We start from the raw sequence: 25,634 nt of genomic DNA on the forward strand, positions 1-25,634 counted from the left end.
CAGCGGGCCACCCTCTTTTCCAGGAAAGCGCTAATGACTCTGACAGGCCAGATGCTGATTGGTCAGCACGCCATTACCGGCACTCGCGAAGCGATCCGGGCGATCGATCCCGCCACCGACAAACCGCTCGATCCGGCCTATCCCGGCGGCACCAGCGAGCATGTCGAACACGCCTGCGCCTTGGCCCGGGCAGCCTTCGACAGCTATCGCGAAACCTCACTGGCGGCACGCGCTGATTTCCTCGAAGCCATCGCCGTTGAGATCGAAGCCCTGGGTGATGAGCTGATCGAACGCGCCGTCGCCGAGACAGGCCTGCCGCGCCCTCGCATCCAGGGTGAACGTGGCCGCACTTGCCAGCAATTGCGCACCTTTGCCCGCACCGTGCGGGCCGGCGAATGGCTGGACGTACGGGTCGACACAGCGCTGCCTGAACGCCAACCCCTGCCGCGTCCGGACCTGCGCCAACGCCAAGTGCCGCTGGGGCCGGTAGCCGTGTTTGGCGCGAGCAATTTTCCGCTGGCGTTCTCGGTTGCCGGAGGTGACACCGCATCGGCATTGGCCGCCGGTTGTCCAGTGATCGTCAAAGCCCACGGCGCCCACCCTGGCACCAGCGAACTGGTGGGCCGCGCGGTGGCCAGGGCCGTGGCGAAATGCGATCTGCATGAAGGCGTGTTTTCGCTGCTGTTCGGCTCCGGCCGTGAAGTCGGTATCGCTTTGGTCACCGACCCGCGTATCAAGGCTGTGGGTTTCACCGGTTCGCGCAGTGGCGGTATTGCGTTGTGCCAGGCGGCCCAGGCACGTCCCGAACCCATTCCGGTGTACGCGGAAATGAGTTCGATCAACCCGGTGTTGCTGTTCCCGGACGCCCTGCAATCCCGCGCCGAAGCGTTGGCTCAGGGTTTCGTCGCCTCCCTGATCCAGGGCGCTGGCCAGTTCTGCACCAACCCCGGCCTGGTGATTGCCCGTCAAGGTCCGGCCCTCGATCGCTTCATCAATACAGCGGCAGACCTCGTCAAGCGCAGCCCCGCGCAGACCATGCTCACGCCCGGCATCTTCAATGCCTATGAGGCGGGCGTCGGCTCGATGCGTGAGCGTGCCCAAGCGTCAGCCACCGGTCTCAAGGGTGAAACGCCGAACCAAGGCCAGGCCCATCTGTTCGTCACCCAGGCACAGGATTTCCTCGCCGACACTCACTTGCAGGCAGAAATGTTCGGTGCCGCCTCGCTGATCGTGCAATGCGCCGACGACCACGAAATTCGTCAGGTCATCGAACACCTCGAAGGTCAGTTGACCGCCACCCTGCACCTGGATGACGCCGACCTGCCAAGCGCCCGGGCGTTATTGCCTGCGCTGGAACGCAAGGCCGGCCGCCTGCTGGTCAACGGCTGGCCAACCGGCGTCGAGGTGTGCGACGCCATGGTCCACGGCGGTCCCTTCCCGGCCACCTCCGACTCGCGCACGACCTCGGTCGGCACCGCTGCCATCCTGCGGTTCCTGCGGCCGGTCTGCTATCAGGACTTCCCGGACGCCTTGCTGCCTGCCGCACTCAAGCACAGCAATCCGTTGCAGTTGCGCCGCCTGCTCGATGGCCAGAGGGAAACCCAGGAAAATGTCTGACTCCCCCGCTCCAAACAACCCGCACGACAACGCAGATGTGGCGGTGGTCGGCGCCGGCATCATCGGTGTCGCCTGCGCTTTGCGACTGGCACGCCAGGGTCTGCGGGTGGTGGTCATCGACCAGCAGGATCCCGGCCGAGGCGCCTCGTTTGGCAATGCCGGGCATCTGGCGACCGAACAGGTGTTTCCGATCGCCGACCTGTCCATCCTCAAACGCCTGCCCGGCATGCTCATGGACCCGATGGGCCCGCTGCGCCTGGACTGGAAATACCTGCCGCGTGCCCTGCCTTGGTTCACGCGCTTGCTGCTCAATCTGCGCCCGGCTCCGTTCCAACGGACCGTGGCCGGTATCCGTGCGCTCAACGAAAGCAGCCTCGGCGCCTGGAACCGATTGTTGAGGGACATTGCCCGCCCCGAACTAATGCGGGAGGACGGCTCGTTACTGGTGTTCGAGCGCGCCGATTCGCGTCAGGCGATTGAAGCGCTACAGGCACGGATGCGGCATCAGCAGGTGCCGGTCGATTTTTGGGACGCCAACGCCGTGCGCGAGGCGGCGCCGCAACTCAGCGAGGGGATTCAGGGCGGGCTGTTCTTTTCGCGCACCGGGCATTTTCTCGACCCTTACCGGGTGGTCTGCGAACTGGTCCATGCCGCCAAAGCCAGCGGCGTGCATTTCCTCAAGCAACAGGTTTTGGGTGCAAACCTGCATGAGCACGGCGTCTCGCTCATCACCGACCAGGGCTGTTTGACCGCCCGCCAGACCCTGATCGCCTGCGGCGCGCACTCCGCGAAGTTGACGGCAGCGCTGACCGGCAAAAACGTACCGCTGGATACCGAGCGCGGCTATCACCTGATGTTGCCCCATGAACACGGGCGCTTGCCGTTTGCCGTCACTTCGCTGGAGCGCAAATTCATCATGACTCCGATGACCGATGGGCTGCGATTGGCCGGCACCGTCGAGTTCGCCGGCCTCGACCGGCCTCCGGTGATGGAACGTGCCTGGCAGTTGCACCGGTTGAGTGAAGGCCTGTTCAAGCGCGACTTGAACCCTGAGGCTGCCACGCCGTGGATGGGGTTTCGCCCGTCCTTGCCGGATTCCCTGCCGATCATCGATCGAGTGTGCGACGGCAAGGTGCTGCTCGCCTTCGGTCACCAGCATTTGGGCCTGACGCAGGCAGCGGTCACTGCCGAACTCATCGCCCAGCTAGCTTTGCCGGCGACCGCTACCCATGGGTTACCCGCAATTGATCCGTACAGGCTGGACCGATTCTGAGGCCCCCCCGCCGCCGGGCGGGTGTGGCAACTTTTGAACACTGACTTACACTGCGTACACCCACGGCAATCCGGGCATCAAGTCATGATCTGGGTGAAGCCAACATGAAAACGGTCACGGCCCTTTTCACCTGTCTGCTCGCTGCCGGCGTGTGCGCGGCGGCGAGTACCTGCGCAAACGCTGCGCCTCCTCCCGGTATCGACTGCACTCAGGCAAAAGCCTCCGTCGAAAAGCTCATCTGTCGCGACCCGCAACTGATGCAGATGGACAATGAACTGACGCGTCTGTATCGCCTGGCGCTCACGGATGAACGCTCGGTTCCGCCCCCGGACAACGTCATCATCGACCAGCAGTTCTGGATCGCTGCCCGTAACGAGTGTGCCTCGGGACCAGAGCAAAAGGCATGCGTCATCCGCAGTTACGCCGAGCGCGCGCACCAGCTGCGCCAAGGCTCGGCGATTGTCCGGACCAAAGACCCGGACCGACTCACCGAAGGCCCTCTGGCGTATCGTTGCGCAGGGTTCAATGCGCTGATTGCCGCCACCTTCTTCAGCACGCGGCCGGGTGTTGTTTACCTGAAATGGGCCAACACCGCGGTCACCCTGAACCAGGTGCCCAGCGAGTCGGGCACCCGCTACACCGGCAAGGATTACCAAGGCAACTACAGCTTCTGGCAGGACGGCAGCGTGGTGCTTTTCCAGAAGCCAGGCTCACGGGAAATGAGTTGCACGGTCGAGCCTGTCAGCTGATTTTTCTCGGCCAGTTCGATGTCTGCATATTTCTGCCAGGAACGTCACTATCTGGCTCACACCCCTTTATCTATTTTCAAGTAGCCAAGACACAGCCTTTTTTCCGTTAATTCATTCCGGATTTCGGTCTTGAGGTTTCCTATCTGTACGGTGTTTCGTTTGAGGGTATGCGGTCGCAGATTGAACGTAATAACACCCGATTGAGCCCCGGAACCATTGCGCCAGTTCAACTGAACTTCGGCTAGCACTCTTGTACAATCCGTCCACTTAATCAGCATGGTTCGACATTTTGACAACGATCACTTGGGACAAAAAGATTTTGGCGGGAGATACGCTTACCACTAACTCATTCCTTGGATCGTGGGATATTCAGTCCAAGCTGTTCGTACCGAAGACACCAGTCACCTTTGAAGGCTCTCGACTGATTGCTGTAGGTGGCGCTGGAAACGTTGCCGCTGGTAATACACTTGCGTACTTCATGCTCGACTTACCCTATAAAACGGGGGTTATTCGCCCTGCCCGACCTGAACCCCTCCTTGCTGTTGACTTCCTCTCCTTCGCGAATCAGGAACTCAAGAGACTGGGCGAATCATCCTGGCTGCTGGTCCTGACTGAAGAAACTTGCTGGCTTGTCGAATCGCTTACGAACCGAGGCTATGTAACGATCAGGGACGTTACAGATGAATACACCTCCATAGGCGCAGGCGCGCCCCACGCACGTCAAGCGCTGGATCGAGGGTGCGACGCAATCGAGAGCATTTTCGTAGCCGCAGTTGATCCTCGCAGTGAGACGAATTACAGAGTCGAGTACGTTAAGCATGAGTCAGGGGCCAAGGGACGCATTGCATGGCGCTCATTTACGACGCTTAAGAATCCAGATCGAAAGCATGAGGTTCTCCGGGCCGGTATCGGCTTGATGGGCATCCTCCTTCTCGCCATAGGCCTATTTGCGGCCCCATCCATTACTTTTCTGCCTTTGTACATGGTTGGCTCCAATCCAGCTTGGGCCTTCGGGTCTAAAGAGGTCGCTCACTTCGTTGCGTTCTTGGGTTGTGTTCTGACTGGTTGGTATCTGACCACATCTCTAAAACATAAGGTCGGATGTAAAGCTCAAGGCCTGCTTGCCATCCTCCTTCTCATCCTCGTGGCTGTGCCCTGGACAAAGGATTATCTAGGGGAGACACAATGGAAGAACCTAATAGGATTCGTATTGGCGTATGCCGGATACTTTGTCCTGACGACGTTTTTGGCTATGAACATTTCCAAATTAATCAACCCATTGCCTGCCGTAGCATATTGCGCAATCTGTTGCCTCGTTGTTTCAGGATGGATGGAACTCGTGCGACCTTTCGAGGGAATTGGTGATGAGTCTCCTGTTGGGTATATCCAATGGGCGCGGGTGATTTGTGATGCAACTGCCATTTTGGTGGCCTCCTTAGCCCTGATGCGAATCCGCCCCTACTTGGCCAGTTTGAAGCCGAGATGAAGGCAAATAACGACTTGCATTCAAGTCAGTCTCTACACTTTTATTGCTTATTTCGGCGTTTTTAATCGTGTTTTCACGGTCTTAACACTTGCTTGCGTGGGACATTAGTCTTGCAGATAAGCGTATCTCCCACGAGCGAAAAGTAGCTTCGTTTTTGCCCGCAGCAGTCATCTAAAACGCGCGAATGTGAAGGTTAATCCCAAGTGACCACTCAGTGCCCGCGAATGTAATGCTCCAGCTGCCGAATCAGGTCGGCCTGCTCGACGATGGCTTCCTTGACCAGATCACCAATCGACAACAAGCCGATCAGTTCGCCGTCGTCTACCACCGGCAAATGGCGCAGATGGCTGTCGGTCATGACTTCCATGCAGCGCTCGATGCTCTGCTGGCTCGGCGCTGTCACCACCGGCGCGCTCATGATGTCGCGCACCGGCGTGCCCACCGAAGAACGCCCCTGCAGCACGACCTTGCGGGCATAGTCGCGCTCGCTGATCACCCCGACCACCTGGCCTTTTTCGATGACGGGAAGTGCCCCGACGTTCTTTTCGGCCATGAGTTTCAAGGCGTCCAGCACCATTTCGTCAGGCGCGATGCTGTGCACCTGGCGGTTTTGTACGACCTTGAGTTTCAGCAACTGTGCGGCTGTTTTCATACGTGGCTCCGATTCTGTTGCGCGATGCCGTTAATGACCGTCAAACCACCCCGACTTCCACCACCCCGCCGTTCAATCGCACCGGCCAGACCCGCAAACGCTGTTGCGGGTACTCCAGGCAGCTTCCATCCTCCAGCCGGAAATGCTGTTTGTAGATCGGCGAGGCAACCACCAGATCGCCCTTGATGCTGCCGACCAGGCCGCGGCCGATGACATTCGCTCCGGATTGCGGGTCATGGTTGTCGATGGCGTAGAGGGTCCGCCCCTCGGCACCCGGCAGGTAAAACAGCGCCACTTGCGCGCCGTCTAGCCACACGACCACGCCGGAGTTGCTGACCAGGTCCTGTTGCTCGCACACGGTTTGCCAGGCGTCGGCGGTTTCCAGGGAAGCGATGCGTCGGGTAGTGGGCTGGCTCATCAGGCAATCTCCTCGGTGACAGGGATAAGGTTGAGTTCGGCAGCCATGATCGGGCGCCGCTGGCCGCGTTCCTGGACAAAGTGGATGTCCGGGTCCGGGCGTTTATCGTTGACGAAGGTGCGGAAGCGCTTGAGTTTTTCCGGGTCCTTGAGCGCGTTGGCCCACTCGCATTCATAGCGGTCGACCACCAACTGCATCTGCGATTCGAGTTCTTCACCCAGGCCAAGGCTGTCGTGAATGATCACGTCCTTGAGGAAATCGAGGCCGCCTTCCAGGCTTTCACGCCATACCGAGGTGCGCTGCAATTTGTCGGCGGTGCGGATGTAGAACATCAGGAAGCGGTCGATGTAACGGATCAGGGTTTCATCGTCGAGGTCGGTGGCAAACAGTTCGGCGTGACGCGGACGCATGCCGCCGTTGCCGGCGATGTAGAGGTTCCAGCCTTTTTCGGTGGCGATCACGCCGACATCTTTGCTCTGGGCTTCGGCGCACTCGCGGGTGCAACCGGACACCGCGAACTTGAGCTTGTGCGGCGAGCGCAGGCCCTTGTAGCGATCCTCGATGGTCAGGGCCATTTGCACGCTGTCCTGCACGCCGTAACGGCACCAGGTGCTGCCGACGCAGGACTTCACCGTGCGGGTCGATTTACCGTAGGCATGCCCGGTTTCAAAACCTGCTTCGATCAGCTCGGCCCAGATGTCTGGCAATTCGTGCAACTGCGCGCCAAACAGGTCGATGCGCTGGCCGCCGGTGATTTTGGTGTAGAGGTCGTATTTCTTCGCTACCACACCGATGGCGATCAGTTTGTCGGCGGTGATCTCGCCACCCGGGATGCGCGGCACCACCGAATAGGTGCCGTTTTTCTGCATGTTGGCCATGAAGGTGTCGTTAGTGTCCTGCAACGGCACCAGTGAGGCGTCCATGATCGGCTGGTTCCAGCACGACGCGAGGATCGAGCCCACCGCCGGTTTGCACACGTCGCAACCGGTGTGTCCACGGCCATGTTTGGCCAGCAACTCTTCGAAGGTGATCACGCCTTCAACCCGAACCAGCGCGTAAAGCTCCTGACGGGTGTAGGCGAAGTGTTCGCACAGGCTCTTGTCGACGCTGACGCCACGGGCAATCAGCTCATGCTCGAAGACCTGCTTGAGCAGCCCGGCACAACCGCCGCAGCCGGTGCAGGCCTTGGTTTGCGACTTGAGCAGGCCGAGGTCGGTGCAGCCACCGTCGATGGCCGAGCAAATGGAGCCCTTGGTGACGTTGTGGCACGAGCAGACCGTGGCCGACTCGGGCAATGCGCCCGGGCCCAGGGTTGGTGCGCCTTCGGACGACGGCAGGATCAGGCTGGCAGGTTCCGCCGGCAAGGCAATCGCGTTCTGCATGTATTGCAGCAGCGTGTCGTAATAGCTGTTGTCACCGACCAGCACTGTGCCGAGCACGTGTTTGCCGGTCGCATCCACCACCAATCGGCGGTAGCTGGCGGTGGTTTCGTCGATGAACTGATAACTGCGCGAACCCGGCGTGCTGCCATGCGCATCGCCGATGGAACCGACATCGACGCCCAGCAATTTGAGTTTGGTCGACATGTCCGCGCCCATGAACGGCTCGGCGGCTTCGTTGCACAGCAGCGCCGCTACGCCGCGTGCCATCTGGTAACCCGGGGCGACCAGGCCAAAAATGCTGCCATTCCACGCAGCACATTCGCCGATGGCGTAAATGTGCGGATCGCTGGTCAGGCATTGGTTGTCGATCACCACGCCGCCACGCGGGCCGACTTCCAGCGAGCACTGGCGCGCCAAGGTGTCTTGGGCGCGGATGCCGGCGGAAAACACGATCAGGTCGGTTTCGAGGAATTCGTCATTGGCGAAATTCATCCGATAGCGATAGTCCTCGCCGGCGCTGATCGATTGAGTGCCGCGTGACAGGTGCACACCGACGCCGAGGCGTTCGATCTGTGCCTTGAGCGCACGGCCGCCCTGCTCGTCCAGTTGCACCGGCATCAAGCGCGGGGCGAATTCCACCACATGGGCTTCCAGGCCCAGGCTTTTCAAGGCGTTGGCGGCTTCCAGCCCGAGCAAGCCACCGCCGACGACCACGCCACGTCGGGCGTTGGACGCCGCAGCGCGGATCGCATCGAGGTCTTCAAGGGTGCGGTACACCAGGCGTGAATCGCCCTCGGCGCCTTCGATCGGCGGCACGAACGGGTAGGACCCGGTGGCCAGGACCAGTTTGTCGTAGGCGACGCAGCCTTGTGCGGTGATCAGCTGGCGCCGGGCGCGGTCGATTTCCAGGACCGGCACACCCAAGTGCAAGGTGACGCCCGGGGTCTGGTACAGAGAAGCTTCGCCCAAGGCGAGCGACTCGGCGTCACGGCCGGTGAAGTATTCGGAAAGGTGCACGCGGTCGTAGGCACGCATCGGCTCCTCGCTGAAGACGTGCAGCCGATAGTGATCAAGCGCCCCGCGCTCGATCAGCTGTTCGACACAATGGTGTCCGACCATGCCGTTACCGATCACGATCAGCGTTTGCAGCTTGTTCAACGCGGCCACATTGGAATTCATAAGAAGCACCCGGCTAAGCCCATCACGGTTCAAAAAGCAAAAAAAAACGCCTGAAACCTTGCGGTTCCAGGCGTCTTTGCCTGTTCTTTTGCGGTGTTGAAACCAGACGTCTATGCCTGACCCACCGATGTAGCCCACGAATCGATCGTCGTTGACCGAGGGGGCGGCCCACTCGACTGCGTTCACGGTGGGCCTTGATCGATGTAATGCAGTGATTGTGCCAAACGCTGAAAGTCAGTGTTTTAAGGCCTTTGCCAGGCCCTGAAGACTATGAACCCCGCCGTTTCTGCCTTGACGTAGTGCATGGCCCAGCACGAAAGCTTTATAAAAGTGCATTACAGATACCAGCGATACTCCCGCGCACTGATCTCCTGCATGAACGCCAGATGATCCTGGCGCTTGTTCTCGCAATACACGTCGACGAACTCTGCACCCAGCCCTTCGCGCAGCTGCGGTTGGTGTTGCATGGCGCGCACCGCTTCGAGCATTTCCAGCGGGAAGTCGACTCCGCTGCTGCGGTCTTCGTTGAGTGGCAGGATCGGTTCGTTGCCGGCTTCCAGGCCATGTTCCAACCCCACCAAAATCGCCGCCAACACCAGATACGGGTTGGCATCGGCACCCGACAGGCGATGTTCGATGCGAAGGTTTTTCGCATCCGATTCCGGAATGCGCAGGCATGCATCGCGATCCTCAAAACCCCAGCTTGCCCGCGTGGCGATGTTCGTCGTGCCGCCCAAACGGCGAAACGCGTTCTGGTTCGGCGCGAAAATCGGCATGCAATGCGGCAGCAATTCCAGGCAGCCCGCCACCGCATGACGCAGTGATTGCTGCTGGTTCGCCGCGAGAATGTTATTGCCGGCAGCGTCATAAAGACTGACGTGCACATGCATGCCGCTGCCCGGGTGCTGCAAGTAAGGCTTGGCCATGAAGCTGGCGCGATAACCGTGTTTCAGCGCCACGCCACGGGTGCTGCGACAAAACAAGGCGGCCCAGTCCGCCGCACGTAAACCATCGTCTAGGTGACCGAAATTGATCTCGAACTGGCCCGGGCCGAGTTCGGCGGTGATTACCGTGGTGTCGATGCCTTGCGCCCGCGACGTCTCGACCATGTCATCAAGCACCGGCGCAAAGCGGGACAGGCGTTCGATGTGCATGTTCGGTTGATCGTCGGCATCGTCGGTCAGGTCATCCCGAGGGAATTGCGGTAGTCCGTCGCGCAGCTTTTTATCGAACAGATAGAACTCCAGCTCGAACGCCACCACCGGATGAATGCCCTTGCCGGCGAGCCGCTCCAACACTTGCGCCAGGACCTGGCGCGGTTCGAACACGATCGGTTGCTCGGTGCCGTCCGAGGTGATCAGCATCTGCCCCAGCGGTTGCGCTTCCCAGCTCACCGGTTTGAGTGTGCCTGGCACCAAACGACGCAGCGCATCCGGGTCACCGTCGTTAAAGCAATAGTCACCAATCTTGAACAACCCGCCCTGCACGCCCAGCAGCACACAGTTTTGCGGCAGCTTCAGCGCGCTGCCGGCCGCGACCTTTTCCAGCATGTCCACGGGATAGCGCTTGCCGTAGAAGTGCCCGGGAATGTCCAGGGAAATCAGGTCGACGTAACGTACATCGGGGTAGCGTTGGCGAAAGGCGCGCACCTCGGCCAGCAGATCAGCGTCCATCATGGTTGGTCCTATTGTGGTTATCAGGTGTAGACCCAGAGTACTCGCGTGAGCTGCTCGGTGAGGTTGCCGTAGCGGCAACGGGTATGGCTGTCGAATTGAAAACTGTCGCCGGCCTGCAAGGTGACGGCCTCGTCATCGCCCAACCACAGCGTCAGTTCGCCTTCGAGCACGTAGCCGCCCTGCTCCGAGCTGTCACTCAAGTGCCGCTCGCCACTGCTGGCGCCGGCTTCGAGGTGGCTTTCGAGCATGGAAAACGACGCACGCATTTTCGGCGACACCAGAATGTCGGTAATGCCATTGGCGTAATACAGCGTGCGGCGCTCGTCCGGCCGGGTGACCCACGGCAATTCCTTGGGTTTGGGCAGGCTGTAGAAGTAGGTGGTCGGCACGCCTAGGGTTTCGCTGATTGCCGTCAGGTCGGCCACGGTGGGCCGTGACAGGCCGCGTTCGACCTGCGAGAGAAAGCCGACGGAACGACCGATCTGGTCGGCCAGGTCCTTCAAGGTGTATTTCTTGTGCTTGCGCAGGTCGTGAATAAGGATCGCCAGCGCAGCGATTTCTTCTTGCTTGTTCATGCCTGGAATTCCTTCCTCAAATGCTGTCGCGCAGTCGATACCACGCCTTGCCGATGGCTTCCAGCGGCGCCGCCAGGTACTTACCGCCGGGGAAGCTGGGGTTACTCAAGCCTTGATACAACGCCAGTTCGTCACTCTGGCCGAGAATCGAATCGGACACGGCGCGGGCGGCAGCCAGCGTCGGCAGCACGCCATGACCGGAGTAACCCTGAAGCCAGTAGCGATCACCCCACCGGCCAATGTCCGGCGTGCGTTTGAGCGTCAGGTCGATATGCCCGCCCCAGGCAAATTCCAGCTCCACGCCTTTGAGCTGCGGGAAAACCCGTTCCAGGAACGGCCGGGTTGCGCCGGCAATGTCCTTGGGCATGCCGCCCAGGTACGTGCAGCCGCCGCCGAACAGCAGGCGGTTGTCTGGTGTACGACGGAAATAGTCGAGGACGAACTGGTTGTCGGTGACGCAGACATTGCTCGGCAACAGCGCCGTGGCCTGCTCGGCCGTCAGCGGTGCGGTGGCGACCTGGTAAGTCCCCACGGGCAGCACGCAACTGGCGAGTTGCGGGTCGAGCTGGTCGAGATAGGCATTGCAGGCCAGCACCAGCACATCCGCGCGAATCGATCCGCGTTCGGTGTTTACCCGGAACTGACCGCCCTCCTCTCGATAACTCAACGCCTTGCTTTGTTCATGAATACGCCCGCCCGCGCGTTCGATGGCGGCGGCGAGACCGAGGGCCAGTTTCAGTGGGTTCAGATGCCCGCCCTCAGGGTCATAAAGCCCTGCCTGATAGCGCTCGCTGGCGACCCATTCCGGCAACTGTTCACGGCTGATGAACTGCAAGCCATCGTGGCCCCATTTGTGACTGGCTTCGCGCTGCCATTCGGTCAACTGACCGACCCGACGCGGCATGACCGATGTCCACAAATGCCCGGCGCGATAATCACAATCGAAACCATGCCGAGCCGGCAGTTCACGCAGCTCTTGCGCGGCCCAGCGCATGCCGTCCCACAACCGCCGCGCACGTTCATAGCCCAGCGCCGCTTCCAGCGGCGGCATGTCGCACGACCAGCCGAGGATGGCCTGCCCGCCATTGCGTCCCGACGCAGCCCACGCCACGCGGCTGGCTTCCAGCAGCGTCACGCGCTTGCCGGCCAAGGCCAGACGCAACGCGGTGTGCAGGCCGCTGAAGCCGGCACCGATAATCACCACCTCAGTGGTTTGCTCACCCGAAAGCGCTGGCCGGGTGGTCAGGCGATCGGCGCAACTGTGGGCGTAATAGCTGGCGACATGCTGCGTGGACTGCTGAAACATACAAGCCTCATGAAATTATCTTTTTATAATTTCATGAAAAACTACAGCATAAATTTCATTCGGACAACTCAGCTGTGCGGCGATTTATGCCACGGATAGCCTTTCGCACTGAGTTGAAAGGCGTAATCGAACAAGCGCTTCATGTACTCGCCATCGAATTTCTGATTGCGCGGACAGATAAAATCAGCGCCGATGTACGCCAGATTGAAGTCCGCGCCATCCTGCTGGGCGATCCGGTAAATGTGATTGAGGTCGCTGATCCCCTGGGTCTGGATCAAGGTGCTGATGGCCCGCCCGCCGATGCTCAAGGTCCGGCGCTTGGTGCCGGACCATTGCGGTTCCAGTTTGCCGTTGCGAATGACATAGAAATGCCGGGCCCGGCGGATACGCGCGCCAGCCACGCTGTTCAGCGCCATCACGGTGCCCGGCGGGTAAAGGAAGACCTGAGTGAGGACGCCTCCATCCACGTGCATTTCCTGAAACTGTTGGCCGTCGACCTCCACATCGATCATGACCGGTGAAACGGCGCCGGGAATGCTCATCGAGGCGATCATGATGTTGCGAAACAGGTGCAGCGCGCCCGGTGCTCCGCTGGAAGCAATCGCGCCCATGTTCCAGGTGACGGGCCGTCCGGCATCGAGGTCGGTGGTGCCGATCATCAGCAGCCGGCCTTTGGCGTACTGCGCGGCGATGGCCGCCAGCACGTCGGCGGTGATGTACTTGGCAATGAGGCGCGCCAGCGGCTTGCTGTCCGCGATACCGTCGCTGGCCAGACGGGTCAGCACACTTCGCGCATGGAACACGTCTTTCGGACCGATTGCGCTGCAGATCCCCAGAATGATGCTGTCGTACTCAGGCCCCAGGTAAGCGAACGGAGCGACCAAGGCGCCCGCGCTGATGCCGGTGACGACTTTGAAAGCCGGTCGGCTCCCATGCAAGGTCCAGCCGGCGATGATGCCTGCCGCGAAGGTGCCGGCGTCGCCGCCCCCCGAAATCGCCAGATAGTAGGCCAGTGGCAGCGCATCGGGGGGCAACTCGGTGTCGGCGAGCGCCTCGACCTCGCGATCGTTGGCCAGGGTGGCATCGCGGATGAACGCCGTCAGGTCCCGGTCCAGCCAATAACGCGCATTCGGGATGCCCGGGATGACCGCTTGTTCCGTCAATTCTTGCGGCACCGCGTCACGGCGTTGCAGGCACCCTTCACGCAACATGTTCATCGTTGAGGCGCTGGGCCTGGGCAGAAATGGTTTCACAACGCCTCCTCCGGTCCCTGCCATCGACAGAGCGCGCTCGACTGACTCGGTGAAAACTGGCCTGCGCCATCATGCGCGCGCCCTAAAACCTATAACTACTTTTCAGTCAGGCGGCGGTCTCCTGAAGACCAGCAGTTTGCCGGTCGCTCGCTGCACCACCTTGTCATTCTGATTGAGGGTTTCCATGAACATCGTCACTACGCCCCGGTCGGGCTTGGTGCTGGACGGTTCGATGGCCTGCACGGTGCATTGCAGGCGTAGCAGGTCATCGGGATAAGTCGGCGTCGGCCAACTCAGCTCGATGCCCAACCCGATGATGCCGTCCGCCAACGGCACGCTGTCCACCAGCAGTTTCATGGTCAGGGCCGCAGTGTTCCAGCCGCTGGCGGCCAGGCCACGGAACAGGCTCAGCTCGGCGGCTTCAGGGTCGAGGTGAAACGGTTGCGGGTCGTATTCCTGAGCAAAGGCCAGCATTGACGCTCGATGGACGAGCAGGCTGTCGCTTTCGAACTGCTGACCCAGGCTCAGGTCATCCAGATAGAGTTTTTCCCAGGCATGTACGGTCATGATTCATCCCTCCGCGGCGCATCAGGAATAGCCGATTTCGCTGAGATCGATGGCCACCACGGGCGATCAGCACCTGATCCAGCAGTTCATCTTCCTGCTCATTCATAGCGGCGGCCCTCCACCCTCCGGCGGTTGATCCTGTACCCATTGCCAGAATAATTGATAGCCGACGGCAAGGACCACCGGGCCGATGAACAACCCGATGATGCCGCTGGTGACCATGCCGCCCAATGCGCCAATCAGCACCACCGGCATCGGCACATCGACACCGCGCCCCAACAGCAAAGGTTTGAGGACGTTATCGACCAGGCCGGCAATGAACACATAGATGGAGAAAATAATGGTCGCGGTGTTGGCGCCTTCGGTGGCGAAGACAAAGCCAATCACCGGCAGCGTAATCAAGCTCACTGGCAACTGCATGATGCCGAGCAGCAGCACCGCCAAGGCCAGCAGGCCAGCACCGGGAATGCCCTTGAAGACAAAACCGAGGCCCACCAGCAGCATCTGGATGAAGGCGATGCCGACCACGCCCAGTGCGACCGCACGAATGGTCGCAGTACACAGTTCGGCGATTTTCGGCCCCCGGGCCGGACCGCCGACTCTTGAAGCAATCTGGACGGCGGCGCGGCTGCCACCTTCACCGTGGGCCATGAAAATCCCGGCAATGATCAAGGCGAAGATGAACGTCAGGAAACCCATGCCGACGCCGGCCAGTTTGCCCAACAGGCCCAGGCTGACATGTTTGATCTGCGGTACGTACTTCTCGGTCAGGTCGGGCAGATCGGTGGAGGCCTGTAGCCATAGATCAGTGAGCGGCTGGCCCACCACTGGCCAACTGGCGACTGACTCGGCCGGCGGCGGTATATGAAAGCCGCCGCTCTTGACGACTTCCATCGCCCGCTCGACCGAGTCGGCAATCGAGGTGCCCAGCAGGTAGATCGGCACCATCAGGATGACGATGGCGACCAGAATGATCAGCGTCGCCACATGCCCTGGTTTGTGGCTGCCCCTGAGTCGCTCTTGCAGCGGATAAAGGGTGATCGCCAGGATCAGCGACCACAACATCAGGTCGCGGAACGGACTGAATATCTCGAAACAAAAAAGCACCAGGACAGCGATCAACCCGGCACGAATCAGCACATCGAGCAGCGTGCGAGTGAGCGTTTTCTCGGAAAAGGGCGTGGGCTCCACGGATGCCTCCTTGCAGGTCACTGCAACGGTAGGGGATCGGTTAGCCCAGCATAGACGCTCAATCCCCGGCGCGAGGTATCAACGCAGTTTCAACGGATCGACCAGTCCGGCGGCGATGGCCATGCCCACCAGGTCCGGCAGGGTATTGGCCTGCATGCGCTTCATCACCCGCGAGCGATACAGGTCGACGGTTTTTGCGCTGACGCCCAGTTGCTCGGCGATTTCCCGGGTGGTGAAACCCTGCACCAGCGGCAGCAGGACATCGCGCTCGCGGGGGGTCAGTGTCAGCAAACGGGCTTGCAAGGCGTCATGGCCCTGACTGCCCGAACGGTTGGCGGCGCAGTTGCTAAGCGCCTGCTGCACGCTGTCCAGCAACAATTGCTCGTTGTAGGGTTTCTCGATGAAGTCATGGGCGCCGGCCTTGAACGCCCGCACCACGATCGGCACATCGGCGTGGCCGCTGACGAAAATGATCGGCAGATTCAGTTCACGGGCGCGCATTTCTTCCTGCACGTTCAAACCGCCCATGCCGGGCATGCGCACATCGAGCAGCACGCAGGCATCGAGCGTGGCATCGCAGGCGCTGAGAAACTCCACGCCGCTGGTGAACGGCAAGGCCTTGAGCCCGACCGATTCCAGCAGCCAGACCGTTGAATCGAGCATGCCCTGGTCATCGTCGACCACATACACCACGTGCTCCGTCACACCTGCCATTGCATTATTCCTGTTGTTGTTTTGTTGGGCCGGCAAGCGGCAAGCGGCAACACATAAGCAGGCCGACCGGTTGACGTCGGGCCTGCAATTCACCGCCGAAACCTTCGATGATGCTGCGGCTCATGGACAAGCCAAGGCCCAGGCCATCGGCCTTGCTGGTATAGAACGGGGTAAATATCTGCTCCAGTTCGGGCTCGCTGACGCCCGGGCCCTGGTCTTGCACACGAATTTCCACGGTGGCACCACCGCCCTGCTCCGCCGTCATCACGATCAGCGAGGGCTGCCCCGGATGTTGTTCGCGGTTAGCGTCGATGGCGTTGCGCAGCAGATTGAGCAGCACCTGCTCGAGCAAGACCCGGTCGGCATAAACGGGCGGCAGATTATCCGGCAGTCGATCCTCGATTGTCACTTGGCAATTGCTCGCCTCCCAGGCGCACAAACGCACGGCCTCCCGGGCGACGTCGGTAAAATTCAGCGCCTGCATGCGCCGCTGCCCCTTGCGCAGAAACGCCCGTAGACGCTTGATCACTTCCGAGGCATGGGTCGCGTGTTGGGTGATGCGTTGCAGCCCTTGAGCCACTCGTTCGGCAGCCTGGGGATTGGAGTCGAGAGTCTGTAGATAGCGCTGGCTGGCATTGGCGTAATTGACCACGGCAGCCAATGGCTGATTGATTTCGTGGGCAATGCCCGAGGCCAGTTCACCCAGCGTGACCAATCGCGCGGTGTGCGCCAGTTCGTCCTGATGGCGGCGCTGTTGCACCTCGCGCAATTCACGCTCGGTCATGTCCCGGGCGACCAGGGAGTAATAGCGCTCGCCGCCGGCCGAACGGTGCGCCAGCAATACCAGCGACACTGGCACCGACGTGCCGCCACCGGGCGGCTGCAACCGCGCATCGGTGCTCCACACGCCGTCACGTTCGGCGCGGCTCCAGCCGTCACGTTGCAGGCGTGTCAGGTCAGCGCTGGCAAACAGCTCCGCCAGGGCCGGCATCGGTTGTTGCTCATCAATACCGAGGATGCGCCGCGCTGCGGGGTTGAGGTACGTCACTTGCCCGTCAGGGTCGATAAACAGGACCGGATCGGTGTTGGCCTCGACCACTTCGGCCAGGCGCCGCTTGTTCTCTTCGGCCTGCACCCGGGCCGTGATGTCTCGGGACACGCTGACCACTTCGACCACCGCGCCGGTGTAGGTTTCACGGATCGCCCGGCTGGCGGTTTCGAACCACAGGTAATGCCCGGCACGGTGGCGAATGCGGTACGTCATGGTGTGATAACCGTCCTGCTCCAGCGCATCCCGGGCGCGCTGCACCAGATTGGCCAGGTCCTGGCCATGGAACAGACCCTGGGCCATCTGCCCGCGCAGTTCTTCTGGCCAGTAGCCGAGCAATGTCCAGGACGCCGGCGAGGCATCGAGAAAACGCCCGTCCGGGGTGTGGCGGGAAATCAGGTCGGTGGTGTTCTCGATGATCAGCCGATACAACCGGCGTGCCGTGGCGGCTTCGCGTTCGGCCAGCACTTGCACCGTGGCATCGCGGCAACGGGCGAGCACGCGGTTGTCCTGGGGATCGGGGATAAACGTCCAGATCAGGATCTGCGCTTCGAACTGCGCTTCGACACCTTCGATGGCGCGTTGCTGATCAAGGCAGGCGCGCACCAGCACCCGGTGATTCACCGGCAGAAAACCCAGCACTTCGGTCAGCGGCTTTTCCGCCAATAACGCCAGCAGCGCCGCGTTGAACTCCAGCGGCCGGCCCTGCGCATCGAGCAACAGACTCGGTTGCGGGTCGTGACCCAACAGCGGCGAACCCCGCAGCATGCCATTGACGCTGCTGAGCAAGGTGGTCAGCAAATCCTGCACCCAACCCAGCCAATCCAGGCTCACGCCGTCGCAGACTTCCACCAGCAACAGGCCAGCCTGCCCCGCCTGCAACGCCAGATCAAACACCTGCCCATGGCTGATGGCGGCGCGGCGCAAGCGCCCGGACAACCAGCAATCGAGTTGCCGTACCTGCGCGAGGTCCAGCCGCCCGGTCTCGACCAGCCGATCAAACAGCAACTGATCGCTGGCCAGTGACGGATCGCCCAGGCCTGGCGGGAAATGCTGCGCGGCGCCCTCGTGGCTGTAAATCCGTGCGTTGGGTTGCCAGCTCAGGTAAACCGCCCGGCGCACCTCGGGACATTCCTGCAACGCACGGCACAACGCGTCCGCCCGGGCGGCCAGGGACACGCCCTCGCGTTGCAGGCGCAACCAGCTGTGCAATCGAACGGGAGTCAGGGTCATCACATGTCCGCTTTGTCGGGGGAGCCAAGAATATACCGGTGCTAGAGGTATCGCCGCATTCATTTGGAAGCCGAAGAATTAAATATAGTACAACTACTATACTGCGTAGGTTGTACTTCCATATGCATGGCAGATTGTTATATAAAGCACCCCAGACATAAAGGATGACCCCAGCGGCTACGCTGAACAGGCCATCCGTAGAGCTAACAATCAGCCACCGAGTACCCCGTCATGTCGATCTATGAACAAGGGCTAGGCCCTTCGGCTGTCAATCACATTGCTTTGTCCCCGCTCAGCTTCATCGAGCGCACCGCCAGCGTTTACCCCCACTACCCCGCCGTCATCCACGGTTCGATCCGTCGCACCTGGGCGCAGACCTACACCCGTTGCCGGCGTCTGGCCTCGGCGCTGGCCGGTCGCGGCATCGGCAAGAACGATACGGTGGCGGTGATGCTGCCCAACATTCCCGAGATGCTGGAAGTGCATTTCGGCGTGCCGATGATCGGCGCGGTGCTCAACCCGCTCAACGTGCGCCTGGATGCCGAAGCCATTGCCTTCATGCTGCAGCACGGCGAGGCCAAGGTGCTGATCACCGACCGCGAGTTCCATGACGTGATTCACGCAGCCATCGGCATGCTCGATCACCCGCCGCTGGTCATTGATGTGAATGACCCGGAGTACGGTGAAGGTCAGGCCGTCAGCGATCTGGACTATGAAGCGCTGCTGGCCGAAGGCGATCCGGATTTCGCCTGGCAATGGCCTGCCAACGAGTGGCAAGCCATCTCGCTGAACTACACCTCCGGCACCACTGGCAACCCGAAAGGCGTGGTTTATCACCATCGCGGCGCGTACCTGAACTCGCTGGGCAACCAGATGACCTGGGCCATGGGCAACCATCCGGTATACCTCTGGACCTTGCCGATGTTCCACTGCAACGGCTGGTGCTACCCGTGGGTCATCACCGCAATGGCCGGCGTGCATGTGTTCTTGCGTCGAGTCGATCCGCAGAAAATCCTTACCCTGATTCGCGAGCATCAAGTGACGCACCTGTGCGCGGCACCCATCGTGCTCAATGCCTTGGTCAACATGCCGGAATCGGCGAAAGCGGCCATCGATCACCCGGTCAACGCCATGGTTGCCGGCGCGGCACCACCGGCCAAAGTGATCGGCGCCGTCGAAGAGATGGGCATCAAGGTCACCCACGTCTATGGCCTGACCGAAACCTACGGCCCGGTAACGCTTTGCGCCTGGCATGCCGAATGGGATGAGTTGCCGCTGGAAGAACGCGCCGAGATCAAATCCCGCCAAGGCGTGCGTTATCCGACGCTCGAAGGCGTGATGGTCGGCGATTCGAAAACGCTGGAACCGACCCCACGCGACGGTCAGACCATCGGTGAGATCTTCATGCGCGGCAACACCGTGATGAAGGGCTACCTTAAGAACCCGACCGCCACCGCCGAAGCATTCGAAGGCGGCTGGTTCCACACCGGCGACTTGGCGGTGTGTCATCCCAACGGTTATGTCGAGATCAAGGACCGGCTCAAGGACATCATCATTTCCGGCGGCGAGAACATTTCCACCATCGAACTGGAAGGTGTGCTGTATCGCCATCCGGGTGTGATGGAAGCCGCCGTGGTCGCCCGTCCCGATGAAAAATGGGGCGAAACGCCTTGCGCTTTCATCACCTTGAAGGCCGATCACCAGGACGTGCGCGAGGCCGACATCATCAGTTTCTGCCGTGAGCATCTGGCCGGTTTCAAAGTGCCGCGCACGGTGATCTTCACCCTGTTGCCGAAAACGTCCACCGGCAAGATCCAGAAGTACGTCCTGCGCGACAGGGCTAAAGCGCTCTAACCCGAACCGACGTTTTACCCACCCGGCGGCAGGTGTTTCACCTGCCGCTTCGGGCTCGTGCGCGCCGGATTCGGCTTGCCCCGCCCTCAAACGTTGATAACAAAAACAATGTGGAGCCACCCATGATCGACATCCATTCAACCGATACCCAACGTTGCGAACGCATTCGGACCAATCCGAAATTCCTTCAATTGGTGAGCAGCCGTTCACGCCTGGCCTGGTCGCTGAGCGCTGCGGTGCTGGGCACTTACTACGCGTTCATGCTGGTCGTGGCGTTTGCCCCGCAGTGGCTGCATGCGCCGCTCGGCGAACATCGGATGTTGACCTTGGGCATGCCGGTCGGCGCGGCGATCATCATTTTTTCCTGGCTGCTGACCGGTTGGTACGTCTACCGCGCCAACACGCGCTTCGATGCACTGGGCGCCGCCATTCTTGAGGAGAGCAAGTGATGACTTTCCTTCGTAAGCTGATCCTCACCGCTGCTGGCCTGTTGCCGGCCTCCTTGGTCCTCGCCGCCCCGGCCGTGGGCGTGGTGGAAAAACAACCGCTGAACCTGCATGCCATCGGCATGTTCTTCGTCTTCGTGCTGGGCACGCTGGCCATTACCTGGTGGGCTGCGCGACAAACCAAATCCACGTCGGACTTCTACACCGCAGGCGGTGGCATCACCGGGTTCCAGAACGGCCTGGCGATTGCCGGTGACTACATGTCCGCGGCCACGCTGCTGGGGCTGTCCAGCCTGGTGTTCGCCAAAGGCTACGACGGCTTCATCTACACCATCGGCTTCTTTGTCGGCTGGCCGATCATCACCTTCCTGATGGCCGAACGTCTGCGCAACCTTGGCCGCTACACCTTCGCCGACATCGTGTCCTATCGCCTGGACCAGAACAAAGTGCGGATCTTCGCCGCGTTCGGTTCGCTGACGGTGGTGTGCTGCTACCTGATCGTGCAAATGGTCGGTGCCGGTCAGCTGATCAAGTTGCTGTTCGGCCTCGATTACCCGGTTGCCGTGGTGATCGTCGGCGCGTTGATGCTGGTCTACGTGATTTTCGGCGGCATGATCGCCACCACCTGGGTGCAGATCATCAAGGCTGTGTTACTGCTCGCTGGCGGCACCACCCTCGCGGTGATGGCCATGTCGCAGTTCGGTTTCAGCTACGAAACCCTCGCGGACAAAGCCGTCCAGGCCCATGCCAGCGGCTGGAACATCATGGGCCCCGGCTCGATGCTCGCCGACCCGATCAACACCGCTTCGATGTCCCTGGGTCTGGTGTTCGGGATTGCCGGCCTGCCGCACATCCTGATGCGCTTTTTCACCGTACCGAACGCCAAAGAGGCGCGTAAGTCGGTGTTCTACGCCACCGGTTTCATCGGTTTCTTCTTCCTCGTTGTTTGCACACTGGGCTTTGCCGCCATGGTCATCATCGGCACCGACCCGCAGTACTACGTTAATGGCGAAGTCGGCGGCGCCTTGATCGGCGGCGGCAACATGGTTGCCATGCACCTGGCCAAAGCTGTGGGCGGCAACCTGTTCTTCGGTTTCCTCTCGGCCGTGGCCTTCGCCACGATTCTGGCGGTGGTGTCCGGGCTGGCCCTGGCCGGTGCCTCGGCGATTTCCCATGACCTTTACGCCACGGTGTTCAAGAAAGGCAAAGCCACTCAGAAAGAGGAAATGCGCGTAACCCGCATGGCCACGGTTGGCCTGGGCATCATCGCGATTCTGCTGGGCATTCTGTTCGAGAAGATGAACGTCGCGTTCCTCGTGGGCCTGACCTTCGGCATCGCCGCGTCGACCAACTTCCCGGTGCTGATCATGGCCATGTACTGGAAAGGCCTGACCACCAAAGGCGCGATCCTCGGCGGTTTTGCCGGCCTGATCTGCGCGCTGGTACTGGTGATCCTGTCGCCAGCGGTGTGGGTCACCGTGCTCGGCCATGCCCACGCGATCTTCCCGTACGACCACCCGGCGCTGTTCTCCATGCCGCTGGCGTTCTTCGTGATCGTCGTCGTCTCCAAACTCGACCGCAGCGTGCGGGCCGACAAGGAGCGCGATGCCTACGCCGACCAGTTCGTTCGTGCCCAGACCGGCCTCGGTGCCGCCAGCGCTTCGGCTCATTGATTGAAAGGGCACGGCCTGCCATTGCAGCGCCGTGCCCATCGCACACCTTTTGAGGTTCACGTTATGCCCGAATTCAACGCCCCGCTGCGCGACATGCGTTTTGTGCTGCATGAAGTGTTCGATGCCCCGGCCCTGTGGGCACGCTTGCCGGCCCTCGCCGACAGCGTCGACGCCGAGACGGCTGATGCCATTCTTGAGGAGGCGGCGAAAGTCACTTCGCACCTGATTGCGCCGTTGAATCGCAGCGGCGACGAAGAAGGCGCCCAGTGGCTCGATGGCCAGGTCAGCACGCCGATCGGCTTCAAACAGGCTTATGCCACCTACATCGAAGGCGGCTGGGTCGGTCTTTCCGGTAACGCCGATTTCGGCGGCATGGGCATGCCGAAGATGCTCGCCGTGCAGTTCGAAGAAATGCTTTACGGCGCCAACTCCAGCTTCGCCCTGTATTCGGCGTTGAGTTCCGGGGCCTGCCTGGCGCTGGATGCCCACGCCAGCGAAACCCTGAAAAAACGCTACCTGCCGCCGATGTACGAAGGCCGCTGGGCCGGTTCCATGTGCCTGACCGAAGCCCACGCCGGCACCGACCTGGGGATCATCCGCACCCGCGCCGAACCTCAGGCTGACGGCAGCTTCAGCATCACCGGCAGTAAGATCTTCATCACCGGCGGCGATCAGGATCTGACCGAAAACATCGTGCATCTGGTGTTGGCCAAACTGCCGGACGCGCCGGCCGGGCCGAAAGGTATCTCGCTGTTCGTCGTGCCCAAGGTTCTGGTCAATGCCGACGGTTCACTGGGCGATGCCAACGCCGTGAGCTGCGGTTCGATCGAACACAAGATGGGCATCAAAGCCTCGGCCACCTGCGTGATGAACTTCGACGGTGCCAGCGGCTGGCTGGTCGGCGAGGCCAACAAAGGTCTGGCGGCGATGTTCACCATGATGAATTACGAGCGCCTGTCCATCGGTATTCAGGGCATCGGCTGCGCCGAAGCGTCTTATCAAAGCGCCGTGGCGTATGCCCGCGAACGTGTGCAGAGTCGCGCGCCGACCGGTGCAATTGCTCCGGACAAAATCGCCGACCCGATCATCGTCCACCCGGATGTGCGCCGCATGCTGCTGAGCATGAAAGCCATGACCGAAGGTGGCCGCGCGTTCGCCAGTTACGTCGGGCAGCAACTGGACCTGGCGAAGTTTTCCGATGACGCCAAGGAGCGCGACAGCGCGCAAACCCTGGTCGCGCTGCTGACGCCAGTGGCCAAAGCCTTCTTCACCGACACCGGTCTGGAAAGCTGCATCAACGGCCAGCAAGTGTTCGGCGGCCATGGCTACATCCGCGAATGGGGCCAGGAACAACTGGTGCGCGACGTGCGCATCGCGCAGATCTACGAAGGCACCAACGGCATTCAGGCGCTGGACCTGCTCGGCCGCAAAGTGCTGGCCGACAGCGGTGCCGCGCTGCGCCAGTTCACCGGTGAAATCCGTCATTTCGCCCATCAGCCCGACGCGCCCTACTCCGTGCAACTGTTCGATGCCGTGCAGCGTCTGGAAAACCTCAGCGACTGGCTGCAGGACCAGGCCGCCACCAATCGCAACGAAATCGGCGCGGCTTCGGTCGAGTATTTGCACCTGTTCGGTTACGTCGCCTACGCCTGGTTATGGGCGCGCATGGCCCAGGTCGCGAAGAAAAAACTCAGCGATGACCCCAAGTTCTATGGCGCGAAGATCGCCACCGCTGATTTCTACATCCGCCGCCTGCTCCCGCGCACGTTGAGTCTGGAGCACTCCATTCTCGCCGGCAGTGCCTCGTTGTATGGCCTGAGTGCCGAACAGTTCTAACGATTGAACCGCACGCGGCGCCACGCTCCTATCACTTCGGCGTTCGCGTTTTTTATTGATAAGCCCTCGCCTGCCTGGCGAGGGCCGCGGGACCTGTCTTTCCATAATAAAAACAAAGGGGCTTCACCATGGACCGCAACACCCGCACTCTCGCTACCCGTCTGTTGCTGGCCGGCGGCGTCATCAGCCTCTCGGCCCCCGCTGCTGCGGACTTTGTCAAAGACAGCAAGGCCAGCCTCGAGCTGCGCAACTTCTATTTCAACCGTGATTATCGCCAGGACAACGCCGCCCAATCCAAACAAGAGGAATGGGCCCAGGGCTTTCTGCTGCGTTATGAGTCGGGCTTCACCGACGGTTTGATCGGCGTCGGTTTCGATGCGATTGGCCTGGTCGGCGTCAAGCTTGATTCCAGCCCTGATCGCGCAGGTTCCGGCCTGCTCAAACGGCATGGCGACACGAGCAAAGGGGCGCAGGACGAGTACGGCGAACTGGGTTTGACCGCCAAACTGCGCGCCTCCAAAAGCACGCTGAAACTCGGCACGCTGCTGCCCAAACTGCCAACGGTATTGGCCAACGATTCACGGCTGTTGCCACAAACCTTCAAGGGCGGTCAGTTGACCTCGCTGGAAGTGGAAGGCCTGACCGTGGACGCCGGACGGCTGACCCAGGTCAATCAGCGCGACTCCTCGGACTACGAGGACATGGGCATCACCCGCACCGGCGCCAAAGGCATCACCACGCGGCATGTCGACAGCGACAGCTTCGATTTCGCCAGCCTCAACTACAAATGGACCAGCAACCTCGCCACCGGCTACAGCTACGGTCACCTCGACAATTTCTACAGCCAGCACCTGGTGAACCTGACCTACGTGTTGCCGGTGACCACGGGCCAGTCGCTGAAGACGGACCTGCGCTACGGCCGTTCCACGGATGATGGCGGCAGCAATGTCGACAACAATGCGATTGGCGCGATGTTCACCTACAGCCTCGGCGGGCATGCGTTTGGCCTGGGTTATCAAGGCATGAGCGGCGACACCGGTTTTGCTTACGTCAACGGCACCGATGCGTTCCTGGTGAACTTCGTGCAGATCGGTGACTTCGCCAGCAAGGACGAAAAATCCTGGCAGGCGCGTTACGACTACAACTTCGCGGCCATGGGTGTGCCGGGGCTGACCTTCATGACCCGCTACATCACCGGCGACAATATCGACCTGGGCGGCAACCGTCCGGAAGGCAAGGAATGGGAGCGTGATACCGACATTGGTTATGTCGTGCAGAGCGGTCCGCTGAAGAATGTCGGGGTGAAATGGCGGAATGCGACGGTGCGGTCGACCAACTTCGGCAGTGATCTGGATGAGAATCGCTTGATTGTCAGCTACACACTGCCGATCTGGTAAACCCGTTCAGGTTTCACAAAGGGGGGACTCGCTTGGCGGCGGGTTCCCTTTTTTTCTTCAGGTTTTGCGGTGTGTTGGCGGGCCTCTTCGCGAGCAAGCCCGCTCCCGC

General features: G+C 61.0%; 20 protein-coding genes. 9 read left to right on the top strand and 11 right to left on the bottom strand.

Annotated elements, in window-relative coordinates; genetic code table 11:
* The first annotated feature begins 33 nt into the window (after positions 1-33).
* From ACA049_RS15170 to ACA049_RS15185, 4 genes are all read left to right on the top strand, one after another.
* Positions 34-1,617, top strand: coding sequence for an aldehyde dehydrogenase (NADP(+)) (locus ACA049_RS15170; protein ID WP_497336725.1), 1,584 nt, complete (start codon positions 34-36; stop codon positions 1,615-1,617).
* Entirely contained in the window at positions 1,610-2,890 is a 1,281-nt protein-coding gene (locus ACA049_RS15175; protein WP_497336727.1) for an NAD(P)/FAD-dependent oxidoreductase, read from the top strand. The genes ACA049_RS15170 and ACA049_RS15175 overlap by 8 nt, the downstream gene beginning before the upstream one ends.
* 104 nt (positions 2,891-2,994) lie before the next feature.
* Positions 2,995-3,639 (top strand): MliC family protein, encoded by a 645-nt coding sequence (locus ACA049_RS15180; protein WP_497336729.1) that lies wholly within the window; start codon positions 2,995-2,997, stop codon positions 3,637-3,639.
* 289 nt (positions 3,640-3,928) lie between these two features.
* Positions 3,929-5,125 (top strand): hypothetical protein, encoded by a 1,197-nt coding sequence (locus tag ACA049_RS15185; RefSeq protein ID WP_497336731.1) that lies wholly within the window; start codon positions 3,929-3,931, stop codon positions 5,123-5,125.
* Positions 5,126-5,336: 211 nt separating this feature from the next.
* Here ACA049_RS15185 and ACA049_RS15190 read toward each other — a convergent pair whose 3' ends face one another.
* The 11 genes from ACA049_RS15190 to ACA049_RS15240 all read right to left on the bottom strand — a co-directional run bounded on the left by ACA049_RS15190 (position 5,337) and on the right by ACA049_RS15240 (position 18,319).
* Complete coding sequence (locus ACA049_RS15190) at positions 5,337-5,777, bottom strand: CBS domain-containing protein (RefSeq protein WP_109631260.1); 441 nt, start codon at positions 5,775-5,777, stop codon at positions 5,337-5,339.
* Between the two features lie 40 nt (positions 5,778-5,817).
* Positions 5,818-6,195 (bottom strand): nitrite reductase small subunit NirD, encoded by a 378-nt coding sequence (gene nirD, locus ACA049_RS15195; RefSeq protein WP_497336733.1) that lies wholly within the window; start codon positions 6,193-6,195, stop codon positions 5,818-5,820.
* Positions 6,195-8,756: a nitrite reductase large subunit NirB gene (gene nirB, locus ACA049_RS15200; protein ID WP_497336735.1), complete on the bottom strand. Its 2,562-nt coding sequence runs from the start codon at positions 8,754-8,756 to the stop codon at positions 6,195-6,197. Before nirB ends, nirD begins: the two co-directional genes overlap by 1 nt.
* A 335-nt stretch (positions 8,757-9,091) precedes the next feature.
* A complete protein-coding gene (locus tag ACA049_RS15205) occupies positions 9,092-10,432 on the bottom strand; it encodes a glutamine synthetase family protein (RefSeq protein WP_497336737.1) in 1,341 nt (446 codons plus the stop codon).
* Between the two features lie 20 nt (positions 10,433-10,452).
* Positions 10,453-11,007 carry a helix-turn-helix domain-containing protein gene (locus ACA049_RS15210; protein WP_109631250.1) on the bottom strand — a complete coding sequence of 185 codons (555 nt, stop codon included), beginning with the start codon at positions 11,005-11,007 and terminating at the stop codon, positions 10,453-10,455.
* A 16-nt stretch (positions 11,008-11,023) separates the two neighbouring features.
* A complete protein-coding gene (locus tag ACA049_RS15215; protein ID WP_497336739.1) occupies positions 11,024-12,313 on the bottom strand; it encodes an NAD(P)/FAD-dependent oxidoreductase in 1,290 nt (429 codons plus the stop codon).
* A gap of 68 nt (positions 12,314-12,381) precedes the next feature.
* The gene (locus ACA049_RS15220) at positions 12,382-13,566 is read right to left on the bottom strand and encodes a patatin-like phospholipase family protein (RefSeq protein WP_497328096.1); all 1,185 of its coding nucleotides are present in this window, start codon (positions 13,564-13,566) and stop codon (positions 12,382-12,384) included.
* 102 nt (positions 13,567-13,668) lie between these two features.
* A complete protein-coding gene (locus ACA049_RS15225; protein ID WP_497328098.1) occupies positions 13,669-14,133 on the bottom strand; it encodes a MaoC family dehydratase in 465 nt (154 codons plus the stop codon).
* Between the two features lie 102 nt (positions 14,134-14,235).
* Positions 14,236-15,324, bottom strand: a complete 1,089-nt coding sequence (locus tag ACA049_RS15230; RefSeq protein ID WP_497328100.1) for an AI-2E family transporter — start codon at positions 15,322-15,324, stop codon at positions 14,236-14,238.
* A gap of 78 nt (positions 15,325-15,402) precedes the next feature.
* Positions 15,403-16,038, bottom strand: a complete 636-nt coding sequence (locus tag ACA049_RS15235; RefSeq protein WP_497328102.1) for a response regulator transcription factor — start codon at positions 16,036-16,038, stop codon at positions 15,403-15,405.
* Positions 16,039-16,042: 4 nt separating this feature from the next.
* On the bottom strand, positions 16,043-18,319 hold the full coding sequence (locus ACA049_RS15240; RefSeq protein WP_497328104.1) for a PAS domain-containing sensor histidine kinase: 2,277 nt from the start codon (positions 18,317-18,319) through the stop codon (positions 16,043-16,045).
* Positions 18,320-18,550: 231 nt separating this feature from the next.
* Here ACA049_RS15240 and ACA049_RS15245 point away from each other — a divergent pair, with 231 nt between their 5' ends.
* The 5 genes from ACA049_RS15245 to ACA049_RS15265 all read left to right on the top strand — a co-directional run bounded on the left by ACA049_RS15245 (position 18,551) and on the right by ACA049_RS15265 (position 25,525).
* Positions 18,551-20,173: an acyl-CoA synthetase gene (locus ACA049_RS15245; protein WP_497328106.1), complete on the top strand. Its 1,623-nt coding sequence runs from the start codon at positions 18,551-18,553 to the stop codon at positions 20,171-20,173.
* 122 nt (positions 20,174-20,295) lie between these two features.
* Complete coding sequence (locus tag ACA049_RS15250) at positions 20,296-20,622, top strand: DUF485 domain-containing protein (RefSeq protein ID WP_497328108.1); 327 nt, start codon at positions 20,296-20,298, stop codon at positions 20,620-20,622.
* Positions 20,622-22,292 (top strand): cation acetate symporter, encoded by a 1,671-nt coding sequence (locus ACA049_RS15255; protein ID WP_497328110.1) that lies wholly within the window; start codon positions 20,622-20,624, stop codon positions 22,290-22,292. Before ACA049_RS15250 ends, ACA049_RS15255 begins: the two co-directional genes overlap by 1 nt.
* 63 nt (positions 22,293-22,355) lie before the next feature.
* Positions 22,356-24,128 carry an acyl-CoA dehydrogenase C-terminal domain-containing protein gene (locus ACA049_RS15260; protein ID WP_497328112.1) on the top strand — a complete coding sequence of 591 codons (1,773 nt, stop codon included), beginning with the start codon at positions 22,356-22,358 and terminating at the stop codon, positions 24,126-24,128.
* A gap of 128 nt (positions 24,129-24,256) precedes the next feature.
* Complete coding sequence (locus ACA049_RS15265) at positions 24,257-25,525, top strand: OprD family porin (protein ID WP_497328114.1); 1,269 nt, start codon at positions 24,257-24,259, stop codon at positions 25,523-25,525.
* Positions 25,526-25,634 lie beyond the last annotated feature (109 nt).

It is taken from the genome of Pseudomonas sp. LBUM1662, assembly GCF_059695915.1.

What these genes read in the sequence shown, in the direction of transcription:
- ACA049_RS15170 (WP_497336725.1), top strand. Translation starts at nt 34, where the DNA reads ATGACTCTGACAGGCCAGATGCTGATTGGTCAGCACGCCATTACCGGC.
- ACA049_RS15175 (WP_497336727.1), top strand. Translation starts at nt 1,610, where the DNA reads ATGTCTGACTCCCCCGCTCCAAACAACCCGCACGACAACGCAGATGTG.
- ACA049_RS15180 (WP_497336729.1), top strand. Translation starts at nt 2,995, where the DNA reads ATGAAAACGGTCACGGCCCTTTTCACCTGTCTGCTCGCTGCCGGCGTG.
- ACA049_RS15190 (WP_109631260.1), bottom strand. Translation starts at nt 5,777, where the DNA reads ATGAAAACAGCCGCACAGTTGCTGAAACTCAAGGTCGTACAAAACCGC.
- nirD (WP_497336733.1), bottom strand. Translation starts at nt 6,195, where the DNA reads ATGAGCCAGCCCACTACCCGACGCATCGCTTCCCTGGAAACCGCCGAC.
- nirB (WP_497336735.1), bottom strand. Translation starts at nt 8,756, where the DNA reads ATGAATTCCAATGTGGCCGCGTTGAACAAGCTGCAAACGCTGATCGTG.
- ACA049_RS15205 (WP_497336737.1), bottom strand. Translation starts at nt 10,432, where the DNA reads ATGATGGACGCTGATCTGCTGGCCGAGGTGCGCGCCTTTCGCCAACGC.
- ACA049_RS15210 (WP_109631250.1), bottom strand. Translation starts at nt 11,007, where the DNA reads ATGAACAAGCAAGAAGAAATCGCTGCGCTGGCGATCCTTATTCACGAC.
- ACA049_RS15215 (WP_497336739.1), bottom strand. Translation starts at nt 12,313, where the DNA reads ATGTTTCAGCAGTCCACGCAGCATGTCGCCAGCTATTACGCCCACAGT.
- ACA049_RS15225 (WP_497328098.1), bottom strand. Translation starts at nt 14,133, where the DNA reads ATGACCGTACATGCCTGGGAAAAACTCTATCTGGATGACCTGAGCCTG.
- ACA049_RS15235 (WP_497328102.1), bottom strand. Translation starts at nt 16,038, where the DNA reads ATGGCAGGTGTGACGGAGCACGTGGTGTATGTGGTCGACGATGACCAG.
- ACA049_RS15240 (WP_497328104.1), bottom strand. Translation starts at nt 18,319, where the DNA reads ATGACCCTGACTCCCGTTCGATTGCACAGCTGGTTGCGCCTGCAACGC.
- ACA049_RS15245 (WP_497328106.1), top strand. Translation starts at nt 18,551, where the DNA reads ATGTCGATCTATGAACAAGGGCTAGGCCCTTCGGCTGTCAATCACATT.
- ACA049_RS15250 (WP_497328108.1), top strand. Translation starts at nt 20,296, where the DNA reads ATGATCGACATCCATTCAACCGATACCCAACGTTGCGAACGCATTCGG.
- ACA049_RS15255 (WP_497328110.1), top strand. Translation starts at nt 20,622, where the DNA reads ATGACTTTCCTTCGTAAGCTGATCCTCACCGCTGCTGGCCTGTTGCCG.
- ACA049_RS15260 (WP_497328112.1), top strand. Translation starts at nt 22,356, where the DNA reads ATGCCCGAATTCAACGCCCCGCTGCGCGACATGCGTTTTGTGCTGCAT.
- ACA049_RS15265 (WP_497328114.1), top strand. Translation starts at nt 24,257, where the DNA reads ATGGACCGCAACACCCGCACTCTCGCTACCCGTCTGTTGCTGGCCGGC.